21 protein-coding genes are annotated in these 18,800 nt (G+C 72.1%); 8 read left to right on the forward strand and 13 right to left on the reverse strand.

Annotated features, from left to right (window positions below; translation table 11 throughout):
* The first annotated feature begins 253 nt into the window (after positions 1–253).
* Positions 254–808 (forward strand): N-acetyltransferase, encoded by a 555-nt coding sequence (locus ACGF15_RS27085; RefSeq protein ID WP_362613499.1) that lies wholly within the window; start codon positions 254–256, stop codon positions 806–808.
* 130 nt (positions 809–938) lie between these two features.
* Here ACGF15_RS27085 and ACGF15_RS27090 read toward each other — a convergent pair whose 3' ends face one another.
* The 9 genes from ACGF15_RS27090 to ACGF15_RS27130 form a co-directional block, all read right to left on the reverse strand.
* The gene (locus tag ACGF15_RS27090; RefSeq protein ID WP_392802710.1) at positions 939–2,537 is read right to left on the reverse strand and encodes a type VI secretion protein; all 1,599 of its coding nucleotides are present in this window, start codon (positions 2,535–2,537) and stop codon (positions 939–941) included.
* A gap of 1 nt (position 2,538) precedes the next feature.
* The gene (locus ACGF15_RS27095) at positions 2,539–3,960 is read right to left on the reverse strand and encodes an ATP-binding protein (protein WP_256524289.1); all 1,422 of its coding nucleotides are present in this window, start codon (positions 3,958–3,960) and stop codon (positions 2,539–2,541) included.
* 12 nt (positions 3,961–3,972) lie between these two features.
* Positions 3,973–5,526: an SCO6880 family protein gene (locus ACGF15_RS27100; RefSeq protein ID WP_345613795.1), complete on the reverse strand. Its 1,554-nt coding sequence runs from the start codon at positions 5,524–5,526 to the stop codon at positions 3,973–3,975.
* Complete coding sequence (locus ACGF15_RS27105; protein ID WP_345613794.1) at positions 5,523–6,827, reverse strand: hypothetical protein; 1,305 nt, start codon at positions 6,825–6,827, stop codon at positions 5,523–5,525. The genes ACGF15_RS27100 and ACGF15_RS27105 overlap by 4 nt, the downstream gene beginning before the upstream one ends.
* On the reverse strand, positions 6,817–7,653 hold the full coding sequence (locus ACGF15_RS27110) for a hypothetical protein (RefSeq protein WP_392802715.1): 837 nt from the start codon (positions 7,651–7,653) through the stop codon (positions 6,817–6,819). Before ACGF15_RS27110 ends, ACGF15_RS27105 begins: the two co-directional genes overlap by 11 nt.
* Positions 7,654–7,783: 130 nt before the next feature.
* Positions 7,784–8,092, reverse strand: coding sequence for a hypothetical protein (locus ACGF15_RS27115; RefSeq protein ID WP_256524284.1), 309 nt, complete (start codon positions 8,090–8,092; stop codon positions 7,784–7,786).
* A gap of 328 nt (positions 8,093–8,420) precedes the next feature.
* Positions 8,421–8,759 (reverse strand): DUF397 domain-containing protein, encoded by a 339-nt coding sequence (locus tag ACGF15_RS27120; RefSeq protein WP_392802718.1) that lies wholly within the window; start codon positions 8,757–8,759, stop codon positions 8,421–8,423.
* Positions 8,756–9,106 (reverse strand): DUF397 domain-containing protein, encoded by a 351-nt coding sequence (locus tag ACGF15_RS27125; protein ID WP_392802721.1) that lies wholly within the window; start codon positions 9,104–9,106, stop codon positions 8,756–8,758. Before ACGF15_RS27125 ends, ACGF15_RS27120 begins: the two co-directional genes overlap by 4 nt.
* 11 nt (positions 9,107–9,117) lie before the next feature.
* The gene (locus ACGF15_RS27130; RefSeq protein ID WP_362613509.1) at positions 9,118–9,972 is read right to left on the reverse strand and encodes a helix-turn-helix transcriptional regulator; all 855 of its coding nucleotides are present in this window, start codon (positions 9,970–9,972) and stop codon (positions 9,118–9,120) included.
* 375 nt (positions 9,973–10,347) lie between these two features.
* Here ACGF15_RS27130 and ACGF15_RS27135 point away from each other — a divergent pair, with 375 nt between their 5' ends.
* The gene (locus tag ACGF15_RS27135; RefSeq protein WP_345613790.1) at positions 10,348–10,965 is read left to right on the forward strand and encodes a Uma2 family endonuclease; all 618 of its coding nucleotides are present in this window, start codon (positions 10,348–10,350) and stop codon (positions 10,963–10,965) included.
* Positions 10,966–10,983: 18 nt separating this feature from the next.
* On the opposite strand, the gene ACGF15_RS27140 is transcribed toward ACGF15_RS27135, so the two are convergent.
* Both ACGF15_RS27140 and ACGF15_RS27145 read right to left on the reverse strand, forming a co-directional pair.
* Entirely contained in the window at positions 10,984–11,781 is a 798-nt protein-coding gene (locus tag ACGF15_RS27140; RefSeq protein ID WP_362613513.1) for a thioesterase family protein, read from the reverse strand.
* A gap of 223 nt (positions 11,782–12,004) precedes the next feature.
* Positions 12,005–12,163: a hypothetical protein gene (locus tag ACGF15_RS27145; protein WP_345613788.1), complete on the reverse strand. Its 159-nt coding sequence runs from the start codon at positions 12,161–12,163 to the stop codon at positions 12,005–12,007.
* 367 nt (positions 12,164–12,530) lie between these two features.
* On the opposite strand from ACGF15_RS27145, the gene ACGF15_RS27150 reads away from it, so the two are divergent.
* The 3 genes from ACGF15_RS27150 to ACGF15_RS27160 all read left to right on the forward strand — a co-directional run bounded on the left by ACGF15_RS27150 (position 12,531) and on the right by ACGF15_RS27160 (position 15,650).
* Positions 12,531–13,337 carry an SAM-dependent methyltransferase gene (locus ACGF15_RS27150; protein ID WP_345613787.1) on the forward strand — a complete coding sequence of 269 codons (807 nt, stop codon included), beginning with the start codon at positions 12,531–12,533 and terminating at the stop codon, positions 13,335–13,337.
* A 210-nt stretch (positions 13,338–13,547) separates the two neighbouring features.
* The gene (locus tag ACGF15_RS27155; RefSeq protein ID WP_362613521.1) at positions 13,548–14,567 is read left to right on the forward strand and encodes a bifunctional lytic transglycosylase/C40 family peptidase; all 1,020 of its coding nucleotides are present in this window, start codon (positions 13,548–13,550) and stop codon (positions 14,565–14,567) included.
* Between the two features lie 345 nt (positions 14,568–14,912).
* Positions 14,913–15,650, forward strand: a complete 738-nt coding sequence (locus tag ACGF15_RS27160) for a phosphatase PAP2 family protein (protein ID WP_345613786.1) — start codon at positions 14,913–14,915, stop codon at positions 15,648–15,650.
* Between the two features lie 54 nt (positions 15,651–15,704).
* On the opposite strand, the gene ACGF15_RS27165 is transcribed toward ACGF15_RS27160, so the two are convergent.
* On the reverse strand, positions 15,705–15,869 hold the full coding sequence (locus ACGF15_RS27165; RefSeq protein WP_345613785.1) for a hypothetical protein: 165 nt from the start codon (positions 15,867–15,869) through the stop codon (positions 15,705–15,707).
* A gap of 358 nt (positions 15,870–16,227) precedes the next feature.
* Here ACGF15_RS27165 and ACGF15_RS27170 point away from each other — a divergent pair, with 358 nt between their 5' ends.
* Positions 16,228–17,136: a hypothetical protein gene (locus ACGF15_RS27170; RefSeq protein ID WP_345613784.1), complete on the forward strand. Its 909-nt coding sequence runs from the start codon at positions 16,228–16,230 to the stop codon at positions 17,134–17,136.
* A 122-nt stretch (positions 17,137–17,258) separates the two neighbouring features.
* Positions 17,259–17,444, forward strand: a complete 186-nt coding sequence (locus ACGF15_RS27175; protein WP_345613783.1) for a hypothetical protein — start codon at positions 17,259–17,261, stop codon at positions 17,442–17,444.
* A gap of 194 nt (positions 17,445–17,638) precedes the next feature.
* On the opposite strand, the gene ACGF15_RS27180 is transcribed toward ACGF15_RS27175, so the two are convergent.
* Entirely contained in the window at positions 17,639–17,983 is a 345-nt protein-coding gene (locus tag ACGF15_RS27180) for a metal-sensitive transcriptional regulator (protein WP_256524272.1), read from the reverse strand.
* Between the two features lie 195 nt (positions 17,984–18,178).
* Here ACGF15_RS27180 and ACGF15_RS27185 point away from each other — a divergent pair, with 195 nt between their 5' ends.
* Complete coding sequence (locus ACGF15_RS27185; RefSeq protein ID WP_345613782.1) at positions 18,179–18,799, forward strand: DUF47 family protein; 621 nt, start codon at positions 18,179–18,181, stop codon at positions 18,797–18,799.
* The last annotated feature ends 1 nt before the right edge of the window (position 18,800 follow it).

The raw sequence follows: 18,800 nt of genomic DNA on the forward strand, positions 1-18,800 counted from the left end.
AAGCTAAGCCTTTCAGCGCCGATGGTACTGCAGGGGGGACCCTGTGGGAGAGTAGGACGCCGCCGAACTATTGTTGGGGAGAGCCCCGGAACACCATGGTGTTCCGGGGCTCTTTCGCGTTTCCGGACCGTTTTCCGGGGGGCGTGGAGGGTGTCCGGGGCAAGGAATCCGCGACACCGGCCGTCCCGGCGGGCCTGTCCCATCAGATGAAAGTCCTTTGCCATGGCGGACGGCCCCGGGTGACCATGCGGGCATGGAGTACCTCATCCGGCCGGTACGGCCCGAAGACTGGGAGCAGGTGCGGGAGCTCCGGCTGGCCGCGCTGCAGGACCCGCTGGCCTCGATCGCCTTCCTGGAGAGCTACGAGACGGCCCTGGCCCGTCCCGATGCGGAGTGGCGGCAGAGGACGGCGGAGGCCGCCGAGGGCCGCCATGTGGTCCAGCTGGTGGCCGAAGGCCCGGACGGCCGTTGGGACGGCACGGTCTCGGTACTGGTCGAACGGGCAGGGGCCGCGCCCCGCCTCGGTAAGCCGGCCCGGGTGCACCAGGGGCATGTGGTCGGTGTCTTCGTCCGTGCGGAGGCACGCGGCCGGGGAGTGGCCGATGCCCTGTTCCGCGCCGCCCTGGAGTGGGCCTGGGAACTTCGGGAACCACGGATCGAGCGGGTGCGGCTGATCTTCCACGCCGACAACGAACGCGCCGCACGCATGTACCGGAGGATCGGCTTCGCGCCGAGCGGGGACACTTCCCCGATTCCCGGCGACGAGCAGGCCCGGGAGTACGAGGTGCTGCGCGAGCCGGCTGTGTAGCCGGACGTACGGAGGCGATCCGGCGGACGCCCGCCCCGCCCCGCCCCGCCCCGCCTCGCCCCGGCCGGGCCGGGCCGGGCCGATGGTCGGGCGCGGCGCCACCGGCGTCGACGCCTCCGGTGCCGGCGTGTCAGCGGCCCGGCAGAGCCCCCGGCCAGCGGGAGCGGCCCTGTTCGGGGGAGCGCAGCAGTGCGAGCGTCGGCAGACCGCGGCTCCGGCCGTCCGTCAGCAGCCAGGGCAGCAGCGGGAACGGGGCCACCGCGGCGATGTCGTCGAGGACGAGCGTGAGTGGTGGGTCGAGCCGACCACCGGATGACCGTTCGGCCACGCGGCGGCCGCGCTCGACCACGTCTGCGACGAGTGCCGTGAGGAGGGGCACGGCACCCGGGCGGGTACGAGGATCCTCGACCGCCTCACCCACTACATAAAGGGTGCCCGCTTCGTTCACGAATGATTCCAAGGCCAGGGAATCGGTTCGATGTGCTGTGCATGCCTCACGGATGTGCACCGAGGACAGCGCGGACAGGGCACGGGACGTCAGCTGCGTGGCGATGTCCCGGCGTTCGGGGTGCGCGGTCAGCGCCGATTCCAGCAGTCCGGCGAGCCCGCCGGCCGCCCGGGGGTGGGTGCGGAGGATCCGCACGGGGTCCTGGGCGGAGGTGCCCTGGGCCCAGCGGTGCACCTGGCGGAACGGGCGGCCGTCGATCGCGGCGGCGTGCAGCCAGCAGCGCAGCAGTGTCTCCGCGGTGTCGGCCATCGCCGCGTCGGCCAGGGCGTGCGGGCGTACGGGGGCCAGCAGGGCCGTGGCGCGTGCGGCCGCACGGGCGGCGTCCTCGCAGCCTTCCGCGGGCGACCAGTGCACGCGGGACGGGGTGTCGCACAGGTGGCCCGGATCGTAGACGAGCACGGGCCCGAGCTTGGCGCGGGTGTCCTTGGTCTCGGACCACACGGCCGGGTCGGAGGTGGTGACGAGGGCGGGGCCGTCGGCGTCCAGCAGGGCCCGGACGGCCGCCTCACGCCGCGCGGAGGCGTCCCCGTAGAGGACGGGCGCCACGGGGGCGCGGGGTCCGGGAACGGCTGCCGGCTCCCGGGACACGCCCGTCGTGGGCGCTGCCCTCGGGGGACCGGCCACGGCCGTCGGGTGCGCCGCGGCGGCCGCATGGTGGGCGGTGGCCGCGGTCGACGGGGCCTCCATCCGGTCTCCGGCCACGCCCTCCGCACCGGGTCGGGGCGGGGTGTGTGCGGGAACCGCCACGCCGTGGGCGGGGTCGTCAGGTCCGGAGGGGACGCCTGCCTCGTGGCGGGGGCCCGCGAGGGCCTTCTCGGCGCGCGCGGCCGCGCGGACCGCGCGCCACCGGGCGAGGGTGCCCAGCGCGAAGACGGCGAGCACCACCAGAAGCATGACCTGGCCGATGACGAGTCCCCAGAACAGCCCGTAGCCGGACAGCTGAGCGGGCGGGGCGTCGGGCCAGGCCGCGGCGAGGTCCTGCGGAGACCCGACCAGGGAGCGCAGGGCGCCGGGGGCCCCGGTGTAGGACACCCCGTTGGGCCAGGACCCGTGGGCGAGCAGCCCCGCCAGCCCCGTGCCCGTCCAGACGACCGCGCCGAAGCCGATGACGGCCGCGAGCAGAGCCACCAGCAGTCCGTCCGGGATGCCGCCGCCGGGAGCGCGGCCCTGTGGTGCACCGCCCCCGGCCTGCGCGTCGTGGGCCCTGCGCCCCGCCGTCATCTCAGGCCACCGTCGACTCGGTGGACTCGTCCTCGTACTGCTTCTGGTGCTGCTCGATGAGGGCCGCGCGCTGCTCCGCCTCCCACTCGGCGGCCTGGACGTGTTCGGGGACGACCGGCCGTGAGGACTCGGTCATCGCCCGGTCCGTGAAGACCAGCGGGCGCTCCGCCTCGGTGATCAGGTGCTTGACGACCTGGACGTTGCCGTTGACGTCCCAGACGGCGATTCCCGGGGTGAGGGTGGGGATGATCTCCACGGCCCAGCGAGGCAGGCCGAGGACCCGCCCGGTGGCCCGCGCCTCGTCGGCCTTCTGCGCGTAGACGGTCCGGGTGGAGGCCATCTTGAGGATGGCGGCGGCCTCCCGTGCCGCCGCCCCGTCGACCACGTCCGAGAGGTGGTGGACGACGGCGACGAAGGACAGGCCGAGCCGGCGCCCGAACTTCAGCAGCCGCTGGAACAGCTGGGCGACGAAGGGGCTGTTGATGATGTGCCACGCCTCCTCCACCAGGAAGATGCGCTTCTTGCGGTCGGGCCGGATCCAGGTGTGCTCCAGCCAGACTCCGACGATGGCCATGAGGATGGGCATGGCGATGGAGTTGCGGTCGATGTGGGACAGGTCGAAGACGATGAGGGGTGCGTCGAGGTCGATGCCCACCGTGGTCGGTCCATCGAACATGCCGCGCAGGTCGCCGTCGACCAGGCGGTCGAGCACGAGGGCGACGTCGAGGCCCCACGCGCGCACGTCGTCTATGTCGACGTTCATCGCCTCGGCCGACTCCGGCTCGGGGTGGCGCAGCTGCTCGACGATGTCGGTGAGGACGGGCTGCCGGTCGGTGACGGTCTCGTTGACGTAGGAGTGGGCCACCTTCAGCGCGAAGCCGCTGCGCTCGTCGAGCCCGTGGCCCATGGCCACCTCGATGATGGTGCGCAGCAGGGCGAGCTGACCGGTGGTGGTGATCGCCGGGTCCAGCGGGTTGAGGCGGATGCCGCCGTCGAGGGCGGTCATCGGGTCGAGCCGGATGGGCGTTATCCCCAGCTCCTGGGCGATGAGGTTCCATTCGCCGACGCCGTCCTCGCCCTGGGCGTCGAGGACGACGACCTGGCGGTCGCGGAAGCGCAACTGCCGCAGGACGTAGGTCTTCTCCAGGGCGGACTTGCCGTTGCCGGACTCGCCGAGGACCAGCCAGTGGGGGGCGGGCAGCTGCTGGCCGTAGAGCTGGAAGGGGTCGTAGATGTAGCCCTTGCCGCTGTAGACCTCGCGGCCGATGATCACGCCGGAGTCGCCGAGCCCGGGTGCGGCGGTCGGCAGGTAGACGGCCTGGGCCTGCCCGGTCGAGGTGCGGACGGGCAGGCGGGTCGTCTCCACCTTCCCGAACACGAAGGAGGTGAACGCCTCGGTGAGGAGGGACAGCGGATCACGCATGGCTCGGGGCCCCTATCGGCGGATGCCGGTCGCGAACGGCAGGGTGTTCACAAAGGCCCTGTGGTGCTCGCGGTCGCACCACTCCAGCTTCAGATACGACTTGCCGGCAGAGGCCCTGATCGTGCGCTTGTCCCTGGCCAGGGCCTCGGGCGAGCGCGACGACACAGTGATGTACCCGACGAGGTTGACCCCCGCCGCACCGCTGGCGAGATCTTCACCCCGCTGGTCGAGCCGGCCGTGCGCGGCGATGTCGCGCGGGTCGACGGTCCGGTTCATCTTGGCGGCGCGGCTGGCGTCCGCCGCGTCGTTGGTCTTCTCGGTGAGCATGCGCTCGATGGCGACCTCGGTGGGTTCCAGGTCCATGGTCACCGCGACGGTGCGGATGACGTCCGGTGTGTGGACGAGGAGCGGGGCGAGGAAGTTGACCCCGACGGGCGTCAGGGGCCACTCCTTGACCCAGGCCGTCGAGTGGCACCAGGGGGCCCGGGTGGACGACTCGCGCGTCTTGGCCTGGAGGTGGGTCGGCTCGACGGCGTCCAGCTCGGCGGGCCAGGCGTTGCGCTTGGTCATCGCCTGGATGTGGTCGATGGGATGGTCGGGGTCGTACATGGAGTGCACGAGGGAGGCGAGTCGCGACTGGCCGAGCGGCTGCCGGACCCGGATGTCGGCCTCGGCGAGGCGGGCGCAGATGTCGTTGAGCTCGCGGGCCATGACGACGGCGAGCCCGGAGTCCTTGTCGAGTCGGCGGGCACCGGAGGCGGCCTTGGCGGCGCGGGCCATCGCGTGGGCCTCGGCGGCCAGTTCACGCGAGTAGTGCATGCAGGCCACGAGGTAGGCGCGGTGCTGCTCGCTGGAGGTGGAGACCATCGACTGGAGCTGGTCGTAGGAGTCCTGGAGCCAGGCCGGGGCCGCGTGGTCGCCGCGCTGGGCGACGTCCTTGGCGTGGGCGTCCGGGTCGGCGGGCAGGGTGCGGGCGAGCATCTGGAGACGGGTGACGAATCCGTCGCCGTTGGCCACGTGCTTGAGGAGGGTCCCGAACCGGTCGACCAGGGCCTCCTGGTCCTCGCTGTCGCGCAGGCCGACGCCCGGGCCCTCGATCTCGATGACGGCGGTGACGGTGCGGCGGTCGGCGTGGAGCAGGACCGCGATCTCGTCGGGGCCGAAGGGGGCCGAGAGCCAGCTGATCCGCCCGATGCCGGGCGGCGGGCCGATCTCCACCTCGCGGCCGTCGAGCCGGGTGCCGGCCTCGACGGCCCCGGAGCGGTAGGTGGTGCCCTGGCGCAGGGTGCGCCGGTAGCTGCGGTTGATCTCGAACCACTTGTAGAAGGTGCGGTGCCGGTAGGGCAGGTAGACGGCGGCGAGCGCCAGCATGGGGAAGCCGACGAGCGCCACGATCCTCAGGGAGAGGACGGGGACCAGCAGCCCGCTCATCATGCCGAGGAACGCACCCGCGATGATCAGCGTGATCTCGCCGGTCTCGCGGTTCTTGCCGACGACGGCGTTCGGCCGGGCGCGGCCGATCAGGTACGTGCGGCGGGGCGCGATGGACTGGGACGGGGTCGTCAACGCCCTCCACCTCCTGGGGTGTTGCGGTTGCTGTGCGGGGTGCTGCCCGTCGGGGCGCTGCTCCGGGGCGCGGGTGCGGCGGCCGGTGTGCCGGTGCGGCTGCCGTGCGCGGCGACGCCGCCGCTGACCGGGTTCGCGGGGCGGGGGGCCGCGGCGGAGCCGCCGTCGCCGCCCCCGCCCTGGTTGCCGCGGGAGCTGTGCGTCTTGATGCCCTGGGAGACGAGGGCGGCGGGCGAGCTGATGACGGCCGCGGCCTTGCCCTCGGCGGCGTTCTGGATGCGGTTGTTGCGGGAGTTGGCGATCTCGTCGCCGAAGCCCGGTACGAAGCGGTAGATCATCGCGGAGGCGAAGATGGCCAGCAGGATGATCGAGAGGCCGGAGACGACGGCGGAGACGGAGTCCGGTCCCTCCCCGGCGGAGAGCGCGCCCGCGAGGCCGAGGACGATGACGATGATCGGTTTGACCAGGATGATCGCGATCATGATGCCGGCCCAGCGGCGGACGTGGCCCCACATGTTCTTGTCGACCAGCCCGGAGTAGACGACGACGCCGAGCAGCGCGCCGACGTAGAGGAGCACGGCCCGGATGAACAGTTCCAGGAACAGGACGCCGGCGGCGACGATGGTGACGAGCGCGACGATGATCAGCATGATCGGCCCGCCGCTGATGGCGTCGCCCTTCTGGAGGGCCTGTTTGAAGCTGCCGAAGAACATGTCGGTCTGTTCCGCGGTGCCGGAGGCGACGACCTCGGTGATGGCGTCGGTGGCCGAGACCACGGTGTAGAGGATCAGGGGTGTGAAGGCGGAGGCGAGGACGGTCAGCCAGAGGAAGCCGACGGCCTCGGAGATCGCGGTCGTCAGCGGGACGCCCCGGATGGCGCGCTTGGCGACGGCGAGGAGCCACAGCACCAGGGTCAGGATGGTGGCGGCGGCGAAGACGATGGCGTAGCGGGCGAGGAAGGCCTGGTTGGTGAAGTCGACCTCGGCGGTTCCCTTCACGGCTCCTGAGAGGTAGTCGAGCACGGTGATGGCCGCGTCGGCGCAGCCGCGGGCGAGCGCGGAGAGCGGGTCGAGGGCGTCGGCGGGGTTGGTGACGCCGGGGGAGCGGGGCGCGACGCCGGGCTCGCCGTTCTCGCAGTAGTCGCGGGCGGGGCCGACGATCAGGTCGCACCTGGCGTCACCCGAGGGCGTCGGCGTGGGTGTGGGGTCGGCGAAGACCCGTCCCGCCGTGAAGAACAGGGACGCTTGCAGGGCAGTTGCTGCGGCGGCGATGGTGAGCGCGCGGCGTGGCCTACCGTGCATAGGTGAACCCTCCGTACTGCTCAACAGCCTTGGTGATCTCTTCTGCGCTGGAGGCCGTCCGGTCGGCGTTCACCGGTGCGGGTCCGTCCTTCTGGGAGAAGCTCTCGACCTTCCAGTCGTTGGTCGCCCAGCGCAGGTTCAGGGTCATGGTGAACCAGTCGTTGGTGACGGGGTTGGTGGAGCTGACTCCGGCCATGCCGAACACGCCGGTGCACCAAACCTCGATGGTTGCTCTGTCTGTGGTGAATCTCTTCGACAGCGTGCCGACCGGTGCCGTGCGTGAGACGTAGGTCATGCCGGTGGGCGCGTTGCCATTGGCATCGAGGCCGATGTCGGAGAGGAATTCCTTGCTGTACGCCTCGTCGAGCTTGCGTTCGAGTTCGGCGGCTTCGCCGGCGACGAAGATCTGGCGAACGATGGCACTGCGCCGTTCGCGGTTGAGGATGTCCGCGGAGACCAACGCCACCGCGTAGTTCGCCGCGGCGCTCTGGGCGCCCTGCTCGTCCTGTGCGTAGCCCGTCGGGATGTCGCCCGTAAGGCCCTTGACGGGGCGGACGCCGGTGGCCGCCGTCGGTGCGGCCTCCGGGTTGGAGGCGTTGCCCTTGGCGGCGCCGTCCTCGTTGCCGCCGCGGTTGGCGAAGGCGATCGCTGCGACGAGCAGCACCACCACACCGACCACGCCGATGAGGGACCGGGAGCTGCGCACGGGACGGCGGGCGCCGCCGTACACGTCGGCCTCCGCGGAGCCAGGGAGGCGGGTGCGGGTCTGGCCGGAGCCGCCGAAGCCCTCGCTCGTACGGCCGTCGTGATCGTCGCCGAGGCTCATGTCGCGCGGGCTCCCTCAACCGGTCGTGGGCGTGTGCTGTGCCCGCATGAGCGCGGGATGGTGATGTGACATCAGGTGCGCGGGCTCTGGCGGACCGCCCGGGCGGGGGCCGAACGGGTGTGGCGGGGTCTCAGACGGCCATCCCGTAGACGATGGTGAACAGGGTTCCGAGCGATCCGATGATGAAGACGCCGGTGAGGCCGGCGACGATCAGGCCCTTGCCCTGTTCGGCGCTGAAGGTGTCGCGCAGGGCGGTGGCGCCGATGCGCTGCTTGGCAGCGCCCCAGATCGCGATGCCGAGGCAGATGAGGATGGCGATGGCCATCACGACCTCGATCATCACCCGAGCTTCGTTGCCCAGGCTTCCGAACGGGCCCCAGTTCGGGGCGATACCGCCGATAATGGTGGTGATGTCGCCCTTTTCGGCTGCCAGGATCATGTAACTCACCGCCCCTGTCGGATTGTTCGCCGCCCACGCCCCACGGCACGGGTCGCTCTCTATCTTCGCTGATGAATCCGCGCGCGTATGCCGTCTTCGAGGGTCTCTTTACCCGATCTCCGCACGTATGACCGACCCGGCCGCCCTGACCTGCGGCAAGGCGGCGCGGGGCGACCTCCGCGCAAGCATCGTCACTCTGTGTATCACGGAGCGTGACTCTGGGCAATGACTGTCGTTGTGCCACATTTGGGGCGTATTTGCGGGCGGTGCGGGAGGGGGCTCCCGGGGGCGGTGCCCGCCCGTGGGGGGAGTGCGCCGGTGGTGCGGGTCAGGCGCGGACTCCGAGGTGGTCGAATTCGCCGTCGAGGACGCCGAGGGTGAAGGCGTGCCATTTGTCGGCGGTGGTGGTGACGGTCTGTTCGGGGGTGTGGGGGTGGTGGAGTCGGACGAGGCCGTCGGGGGTGCGGGTGATGTGGATGTGGGGGCTGGGTGTGTCGGTCCTGAGGGCGTGGGTGAGGGCGGCGAAGGCCTCGGGGGTGGTGTGGAGTATCGCGCCGTCGGGGTCGGAGGACTCGGTGAGGAGGACGCCGGAAGGGACCGCTGCGACGCTCACGCAGGCTTCTCCCTGGGCGCAGTGGGAGGAGGTCTGCCACGCGGGTGGGGTCATCGGAGGCTCCTTCTCGGCTCTGCGAGGTGGTCGAATTCGCCGTCGAGGACGCCGAGGGTGAAGGCGTGCCATTTGTCGGCGGTGGTGGTGACGGTCTGTTCGGGGGTGTGGGGGTGGTGGAGTCGGACGAGGCCGTCGGGGGTGCGGGTGATGTGGATGTGGGGGCTGGGTGTGTCGGTCCTGAGGGCGTGGGTGAGGGCGGCGAAGGCCTCGGGGGTGGTGTGGAGTATCGCGCCGTCGGGGTCGGAGGACTCGGTGAGGAGGACGCCGGAAGGGACCGCTGCGACGTTCACGCAGGCTTCTCCTTGGGCGCAGTGGGAGGAGGTCTGCCACGAGGGTGGGGTCATCGGAGGCTCCTTCATGAGTTCTCGGCCAGGTCGTGGATGAAGTCTCGTGACTGCGACGGGGGTAGTGCCAGGGCTTCGAGGCGGGCGAAGAGCTGCCTGTAGTGGCCCAGTGCCTCGGCGCCGTCGACGAAGGCCGTGCCGTGCGCCTGGTCCAGTTGGACGGTGTCGAGTCGGGGCACCTGTCCGTGGAGGTAGTTGACCGTCTGTCCGGAGCCGGGAAACGAGCCGCCGGTGAACGGGATGACGCGCAGGGTCACGTGCCGGTACTCCGAGACCTGGAGCAGGTGGCGGAGCTGGGCCCGGGCGACTCTGCGCCCTCCGAACTGCATGTGCAGGGCGGCCTCGTGGATGATGGCCTGGTAGGGGACGGGGCTGTGCGAGCGGTGGATGACGGTCTGCCGCTTCAGCCGGTGCGAGACGCGGTGCTCGATCTCGTGCGGGCCCAGGGCCGGGATCGCCTGGTGGTAGATCTCCCGCGCGTGCTCGGCGGTCTGGAGCAGTCCGGGAATGTGGGCGGTGTGCGCCGTGCGGAGCCGGGCGGCGTGGTGCTCCAGTTCGGCGAGGTCGAGCAGACCGGTCGGCAGCATGGCTCGGTACTCCTCCCACCAGCCCCGCGACCGGTCCTCCGCGATGGCGGAGAGCGCCTCCACGAAGGCGTGGTCGCCGCAGGAGTAGATGTCCGCCATGGCGCGGACGCGCTGGGGGCTCACCCCGAACCTGGCGGTCTCCACGTTGCTCAGCTGCCCCTGCCCCACGCCGAGCAGACGGGCCGCCTGGGTCGAGTTCAGTCCGGCGCGCTCGCGGAGGCGGCGCAACTCGGCTCCGACGCGGATGCGTCGTGCGGTGGGAGCGGCCCGACCGGCCATGAGCACACCCCTTCGTTCGTCTGTGCGTGCCGTCACCCTCGCGAAGGAAGATGCGCATCGAATATGCGGGAAGTGGTGCAAGTCTTACTTGCGTGAATCTAGCCTGTGTTCCAGGCCGCCCGCCTGGAAGCACCCCGCTCGACGGAGCGACCTGGTCACCGGGCACCCCCCGTTCAACACCCGCTCCGTCGAGAGGACTTCCATGCTCACCACCGTATCCCCGCCCTGGGTCCACGCCCTCCGACTTCCGCGGGATCCGCGGTCCGCTGTACTTGCGCGAAGGGCCGTGTGCGCGGACGCCTGGGGGCACTCGGTGCTCCCGGGCGGCGGGAAGCTGCTCCGGGTCGAGGTCGGTGGTTCCCGGTGACGATGCTGATGGGACGTCTGTTACCCCGCACACCGCGGGAGCTGGCCCGGCTCATCGCCCGGCTGACGCCGCTGAGGGCGGAGGTGCTGGGCGGCAGCCTGGTGCTCAGCCGCACGGACTGCGCGACACGCACGGCGGCGGTCCGCCTTCTCGCCGACGGGCTGAGGGCGGCACTCGACGCGGCCGTCCTCGTCGGCCCGGCGCCGGAGGGGGGCCTGCTGGTCGGGCGGGCGCTGCCCGTGGCGATGCCCTTCGACCCCGACGACTTCGCCGTGCCCGACCTCGTGGTGCGTGCCGCGGCAGGGCCCTGCGCGGCGGCGGCGGAGCCGGGCGGTGGACTGCTCGGCGTACGGGACGTGCTGCTCGCCGTGGAGGTCGTGCCCCGGCAGGAGAAGGCCGGGGAGCCGGGCCACCGGATGGACTGGTACGCCGTCGCCTGCGTCCCCGCCCTGCTCGTGGTCGACCCGCGGTACGGGACCTGGGCCCTGCACACCGGACCGGACCGGGCGGGCTACCGGGAGACGCTGGCGGGGCGCTTCGGCGAGGAGGTCCCCCTGCCCGCCCCGCCCGGGGGTGTGCTCGCCACCGACGGCGTCCCCCGGTACGCGGAGGGCGCCCCGGTCTGAGGCGCGTGCCGCGTCCGCTCAGCGGGGGGCGACGAAGAGGCTCTGGGCGCTCCGGCCGATGGGCCCCTTCTCGTCGTGGAGCCGGGCGTCGGCGAGGCCGATGCCCGCCTCGTCCACACCGGAGCGGGCCGCGACGGCCACCCACTCGCCGAGTGGGTGGCGCTGGAGGTGGACCGTCAGGTCCGGGTTGACGAAAACATGGCGCTCGAAGTCGAGGACGTTGCTGATCCCGTTCCCGGAGTCGGCCGCCACCAGCACCCGGTCCAGGGCGCGCGGCGCGTCCCCCGCGACGAGGGGGATCCGCATCCGCAGCCAGCACGCGCCCGGTCCCCGCTCCAGCCAGGAGCCCTCGGCGAACCGGGCCTCCATGGCCGTGTGGTAGCCGACCTCCCAGGGGACGCCGAAGAAGGGCGAGGCCGAGGTCTCGGAGGGGGCGGGCAGGTGCGGGCCGTCGGCGACGGCGGGCCCGGGCTCCTCCGTGGTGCGGATGCGCAGTCCCCGGGCGAGCATCACCGGGCGTCCGCCCTCCGGCGCCAGCGCGGCCTCCACCACCTCGGTGCCGCGGCCGGCGCGCAGCACGGTGACCGTGGCCTCCAGCGGGGCTATGGGCACCGGTCGCAGGATCTCGTAGGTGACCCGGGCCAGCCGCATGTCCGTGCGGGCGCCGGGGCGCTCCTCCAGTGCGCGGCCGAGCAGGGCCGCCGGGGGGCCGGCGTGCTGCGCGGCGGCGTCCCACGGGCCGCGGGTGTGTTCGGTGGGGATGTAGCGGTGGTCGTCGAGGCGTACGTAGAACGCCTCGGCATCCGGTGGCGTCATGCGGCTGCCTCCCAGGATCGGTGCGGGACGGGTACCCGCGCGGGTGCGCCGCCCGCCAAGGGGGCGCACCCAGCACGTTACCGATCGGTAATGGCCTGATCCAGGGGCCTGAGGCCCCCGGATGGGGCGCGGGTCCGGGGCCGGGAACGGGATTGGACGAGGAAGAGGGGGTGCCCGGTCCCCGTGAGGACCGGGCACCCCCTCCGGAGGCGCCGAGCCGATGTCAGCCGCCGACCACCATGTAGCCGAGGAGGCCGATGGCGACGGCGAGCAGGGCGATGAACGTCACCGTGGCGACGGTGCCGCCCGCGTCGCCGTTCCGGCCCTGCCGGCGTCCGGACTCCCCGTTCTGCGCGTGGGTCGTGCCCGGTGCGTCGGTCACGATCGCAGAGTTCTTCACTGGTGCTCCTGTGGTGCTGGCCCCTCCGTGGTCGACGGTGGGGTTCTGGCCTCAGCCTTGTTGGCTGCGTGACACAGAGTAGTGGCAACTGGTTCAGACCATGAAAGCGGGTCCCTCGCTCCGCAAGCCTGGTACCGGGCCCTTTGCCGCTCCGTCCCTGAACTGTAAGGGCAGGAGCTGGGGGCACCGACGGTTTCACGTCATTCAGATTGCTACGGAAAGTAGTCGCTGCGGATCGAGCCGTCACCGTCGCCCCCGCGGTGGGCGAAGCGGGCCCCGGGCCGCCGCGCGGGGGCCGACTTCACGGCAACCCGCTTGCGGGGCAGCCGAGTTCACTAAGGTGCATGTCGTGACCGACGACGCAGCGATACAGGCGCGCATCGACTCCACGCGCCCCCACACCGCCCGGATCTGGAACTACTGGACCGGGGGCAAGGACCACTACCCGGTCGACCAGGCCGCAGGCGACCAGATCCGTGCGCTCCACCCGGGCATCGGCGAGTACGCCCTCGCGGACCGCCGCTTCCTCGGCCGCGCGGTGCGCCACCTCGCGGCCGAGGCCGGCGTCCGGCAGTTCCTCGACGTCGGGACCGGGCTGCCCAGCGCCGACAACACCCACGAGGTCGCCCAGCGCATCCGGCCCGACGCGCGCATCGTCTACGTGGACAACGACCCGCTGGTGCTCGTGCACGCCCGTGCGCTGCTCACCGGGACGCCGGAGGGGCGCACCGACTACCTCGACGCCGACCTGCGGGAGCCGGAGGCGATCCTGGAGCAGGCGGCGCGGACCCTGGACCTCTCCGAGCCCGTGGCGCTGATGCTCCTCGGCGTCGTGATCTTCGTGGAGGACGACGAGGAGTCGTACGGTGTGGTCCGCCGGCTCATGGCGGGGCTGCCGAGCGGGAGCCACCTGGTGCTCTCCCACACGATCACCAGCCCCCGGATGCCCGAGGTGGACGAGGCGGTCGCGTTCTGGAACGAGAACGGCACCCCCCGGCTCACCCAGCGGACCCCCGATCAGGTGGCCCGCTACTTCGACGGCCTCGAACTGCTCGACCCGGGAGTGGTCTCCTGCAACCGCTGGCGGCCCGACGAGGAGGACCTCGGGGCCCCCGCGGAGGTGGCGATGTACGGCGGCGTCGGCCGCAAGGGCTGAGCGCCGCCCGCTCGGGGACGCCGCCCGTCCCGGGGCGCCGCCCGCTCCGGTGCAGCGCCCTCCCGCAGCGCCGGCTCGCGGCGGCGCTGCGAGCGGGCCCCCTCCCGGGGCGCCCTGCGCCGGGGCGACGCGTTTCCCGCTCCCCGCGGCCCTCCCTCCCGCCTACACTGGGGCGTCGGCGGACTACCGCGGGACGGAGGGCGGTTGACGGTGCGTAAGGCGTGGCTCGTCACCGGTGCCTGCGCCGGCGTCTGCGTGCTGTTCGTCTCGCTGCTGTTCGTCGGCACCTACACCGCCGCTGCGGGGCTGGCCGGGGCCAAGGGCGGCGCGGTGACCCTCGCCAAGGGCGCGGTGCCCGCCCGCTACCAGGCCCTGGTGCAGAAGTGGGGCAACCTCTGCCCCGCCATCAACCCGGCGCTGCTCGCGGCACAGCTCTACCAGGAGAGCGGCTGGAACCCGAGGGCCCAGAGCCATGCCGCCGCCCAGGGCATCGCCCAGTTCATCCCCGGCACCTGGGCCACCCACGGCATCGACGGCGACAACGACGGGGACCGCGACGTGTGGGACCCCGCGGACGCCATCCCCTCGGCCGCGTCCTACGACTGCGAACTGGCCGGCTATGTGCGCAAGGCGCCCGGCGACCCCACCGACAACATGCTGGCCGCCTACAACGCGGGCGCCTACGCGGTGATCAAGTACGGCGGAGTGCCCCCGTACCGCGAGACGCAGAACTACGTGAAGGTCATCCGCTCCCTGGAGAAGAGCTTCGCCCGCCCCGTCGACCGGGTGGAGCCCTCGCGCCAGGCGGCCGGGGCCATCTACTTCGCCCAGCAGAAGCTCGGCACGCCCTATCTGTGGGGCGGCAACGGCACACCCGAGCAGGACGGGCGCTTCGACTGCTCCGGGCTCACCCAGGCCGCGTACCGGACGGTGGGCATCGAGCTCCCCCGGGTGGCCAACGACCAGTACAACGCGGGGCCGCACCCCTCCCGGGACGAGCTGATGCCCGGTGACCTGGTGTTCTTCTCCGACGACCTGGGCAACTCGCGGGCGATCCGGCACGTCGGCCTCTATGTCGGCGGCGGGTACATGATCAACGCCCCGTACACCGGGGCCGTGATCCGCTTCGACAGGATCGACACCCCGGACTACTTCGGCGCCACCCGCGTGACCGAGGACGGCGCCGCCGCACTGCCGACCGCCCTGCCGAGCTCCGCCCCCGGCTCCTGAGGCCCCGGCTCCTGAGACCCCAGCTCCCGGAGCCCCCAGCTCCCGCTGTCCGGCCTTCCGGGTCCCCGCTCCCGAGGTGTCCGCCCCCGAGGTGTCCGGTTCCTGCGCGCCGTGGCCGGAACGGGACCCCCGGCGACCGGCGCTGAGCTGCAAGGACGTGTCACCCTTCGATAACGTCATGGTGATCGTTCGGTGGAGAGAGGAACGACCCGGCGGGCCGCGTCGTTTCCTGGGCAGGGACAGCCGCACTGACCATGCAGCACACACCCGACCGACCACGGGGGTTGGTGGCACGGCGCACAGGAGGTGCGCCGTCGAGGCGACGCAAGCAAGGGGCCGCTGCACATGGCTGGACTCGCGAACGGGTTCCCCGTCACCGAGGCGAGCGGGACGAACCCCGACGTCAGCCTGCTCTACGACATCAACGGCCTCGCCAAGGACGCCCCGGGCTGGTTCGACCGGACGATGGAGTTCGTCGGCGAGTACGGGATCATGCTCGCCCTGGTGCTGGTGGCCCTCTGGTGCTGGTGGAGCGTCCGCCGCAGCGGCACCCGTGAGGACTCGGTCGCCGCCGTCGCGGGCCTGGTCTGGGCCCCGCTGGCCGCGGGCATCGCGCTGCTGGTCAACATCCCCATCCGCGGCTTCGTCCAGCGGCCCCGGCCGTTCTACGACCACGACGGCCTAGAGGTCCTGGTCCAGGGGAAGACCGACTTCTCCTTCGTCAGCGACCACTCCACGATGGCGATGGCGATCGCGGCGGCCCTGTTCATCACCCACCGCAGGTTCGGCGCGGTCGCGCTCGTGCTGGCCGCGGCCGAGGGCTTCTGCCGCGTGTACATGGGCGTCCACTACCCGACCGACGTCATCGGGGGCTTCGCGCTGGGCACCGCGGTCGTCCTGCTGCTGGCACCGCTCGCCCTGGCGCTGCTGACCCCCCTGGTCTCGGCGCTCGCCTCCACCAGGCTGCTCGGCCCGCTCGTGCGGTCGCGGGCGGCCGACGGGGCGCTCAAGGCCGAGCCGGTGGACATCCCCGAGCCCCGGGGCGAGGGCAAGGACCCGGGGGCCAACGGCCTCGCCGCCTGACGCGCGGCACCTTCCGCGAGGCCCTGCCCCCGTCCGGGGCAGGGCCTCGGCGGTTCAGCCGTCCGAGGAGTGCGCCCGGGCGTCGGAACGGGCGCGGTCGCGGGAACGCCGCGCCGGGCCGGCCCAGCCGCAACTGCAGCGGGCGTGGGCGAAGGACCCGCGTTCGACGGTGGTGGTCAGATGGGCCGGGTTGTCCGCGGACAGCTCCTGCTGGGGCACGGTGCAACGGTACTGCGCGGCCGCCCGCTTCGGGACGGCGTCCGCCTCGCGGCCGTGCGGCCCCGCCGCCGGGCGGGGGCCCGCGGTGGCGCCCCTGCCGCCCCTGCCCCCGGCCCGTCTCCTCCCGGGCGGCACGGCGCCCGTCCCGCCGCGTGCCCGTCCCGCCCCGCGTTCCCGTCCCGCCCCGCGTTCCCGTCCCGCCGTGCCGTCCGTGCCGCCGTGCCGCCCGTGTTCCTGGGCGCCCGGGTGACGGCTCGGCCGCCTGACGGCGTGTCCGCGTGACGGTGTGACGCACACGTCGTTAGGGGAGGCGGGTGGGCTTCCTACGAGCGGTCCTGGTGTTGGGGGTTGGCAGGCGATGGTGCAGCGGCACAGACACAGAGGCGGAGCGTTGACCGTGGCGGCGACCGCCCTGGGCGTGATGGTCGCCACCGGGTGCTCGGGTGCGGGCGCCGCCGTCCAGGACGGGGACGGCGTCTCCCGGGCCGGCTCCGGCGCACGGCCGGGCGAGCACTCGGCGGCACCGGGCGGTGGGCGGGGCGAGGGGCCCGGGAGCCACCACGAGGAGATCCACGACGCGGTGGACTCCCTGGCCGCTGCCGGGACCTCGCGGACCCGCACCGCCATGGAGATGGCGACGGGGGGCACCCGCGTCACGATCCGGGGGGAGGGCAGCTACGACTTCACCCGGGCGACGGGGCGGCTGAGGGTGGTCCTCCCGGCCGATCCCGCGGGTGTCGACGAGCACCAGCCGATCACCGAGCTGTTCGTACCCGGCGCCCTCTACATGAAGAACCGGGGGGCGGGCGTGCCGGCCGACAAGTGGGTGCGGGTGAACACCACCTCCCTCGACGACGGCAACCTCGTCACCGGGGGCGCGACCGATCCGATGGCCGCCGCCGAACTCCTGCGCGGTGCCGAGCGGGTGGCCTACGTGGGGGAGGCCGAGCTGGCGGGCCGGAAGGTGCGGCACTTCCGTGGCACGGCCGACATCCGCAAGGCCGCCCGGGCGGCGGAGGCGGTCCGCTCGCACACCCGGGGACCGCTGGCGGCCGCGGCGAAAGGGTTCACCAGGCACGCGGTGCCCTTCGACGCCTATGTGGACGATTCGGGGCGCCTGCGCAAGGTCCGCCACCGCTTCACCTTCGCCAACCAGGGCCGCTCGGTGGATGTGACGTCCACCACGGTCCTCTTCGACTTCGGGGTGCCGGTCGCGGTGCGCATCCCGGAGGAGGGCGACATCTACACGGGAAAGGTGGGGGTCTGAACCCCGAGGCGGTGAAGGGGTCCGGGAAGGCCACTGCGCAAATGGCCCGGACGTGCCATGCGCGGTGTGTGGCCCGATCCCTACGCTAGGGAGCCGACAACGGCTGGAAGAGGTGACGGCACGTGGCTCCGCCCAGTACGACGGCAGTCCAGGACGACCACGTGGCCCTCGCCGAGATCGAGCTGTGCGGGGAGCTGATGATCGCCGCGTCCGCGGCGGACGGGGAGCGCCTCAGCCCGGACCGCATCGACGAGGTGCTGAGGGTCACTCCGTGCCCCGCGGCGGGGGCGGCTCCGGCGCCCCGCTGACCGCCCTCCCGGGAGCCGGCCCGGCGGGACCCGGCGTTCCGCTGCGTCTCCGACCGCGGACGCCGTGCCGCCGGGCCCCCGAACCGATGTGATCAAGCCATTCGCTCCGTTCCGCCGTGACCGGGCCGCCGGGGCGGTGAAACGCGATGTACCCGGCGAAACGGGACGCACCCGGATCTCGCGGAGCCCTGCTCTCAGGTGCGCAGCAGGCGGGCGATGGCCTTGGTGGCCTCCTCCACCTTGGCGTCGACCTCCTCGCCGCCCTTGGAGGCCGCGTCCGCGACGCAGTGGCGCAGGTGCTCCTCCAGCAGCTGGAGCGCGAAGGACTGGAGGGCCTTGGTGGACGCCGACACCTGCGTGAGTATGTCGATGCAGTACACGTCCTCGTCGACCATCCGCTGGAGGCCCCGGATCTGGCCCTCGATCCGGCGGAGCCGCTTGAGGTGCTCGTCCTTGTGGTGGTGGTAGCCGTGGACGCCGCGGTCGTGATCGGTCTCGGCTCCGGTGACCGGGGGGCCGGCCGCCTCGGTGGTCGTCATCGGGTCCTCCCGTTGTCCTGAAAGGGGACCATATACCCCTCATGGGTATATGGTAGCGAATAGTGGTCAGACCGGTGGGGGTCCGTGCAGATCGCATCGATTGATGGGCGACACTGGGTTGTCGCCCGTTAGCCGTGGCCGGATGATGCGCCTAGCATCAGCCTGACCGAAACCGAAGCACCCCGAGGACCCCACGTGCGTTTTCGTCTGACCCCCAGGGAGACGAGCTTCTACGACATGTTCGCCGCGTCCGCGGACAACATCGTCACGGGCTCGAAGCTCCTGATGGAACTGCTCGGTGCGGAGACCTCCGCCCGGGCCGAGATCGCGGAGCGCATGAGGGCAGCGGAGCACGCCGGGGACGACGCCACCCACGCGATCTTCCACCAGTTGAACTCCTCGTTCATCACGCCCTTCGACCGCGAGGACATCTATGCCCTCGCGTCCTCCCTCGACGACATCATGGACTTCATGGAGGAGGCCGTCGACCTCGTCGTCCTCTACAACATCGAGGAACTGCCCAGGGGTGTGGAGCAGCAGATCGAGGTGCTGGCGCGGGCGGCGGAGCTGACTGCCGAGGCCATGCCCCATCTGCGGACCATGGACAACCTCACCGAGTACTGGATCGAGGTCAACCGGCTGGAGAACCAGGCGGACCAGATCCACCGCAAGCTCCTCGCCCACCTCTTCAACGGCAAGTACGACGCCATCGAGGTGCTGAAGCTCAAGCAGATCGTCGACGTGCTGGAGGAGGCCGCCGACGCGTTCGAGCACGTCGCGAACACGGTGGAGACCATCGCGGTCAAGGAGTCCTGAA

The organism is Streptomyces sp. NPDC048001 (assembly GCF_043203115.1).
Classification (GTDB): domain Bacteria; phylum Actinomycetota; class Actinomycetes; order Streptomycetales; family Streptomycetaceae; genus Streptomyces; species Streptomyces sanyensis.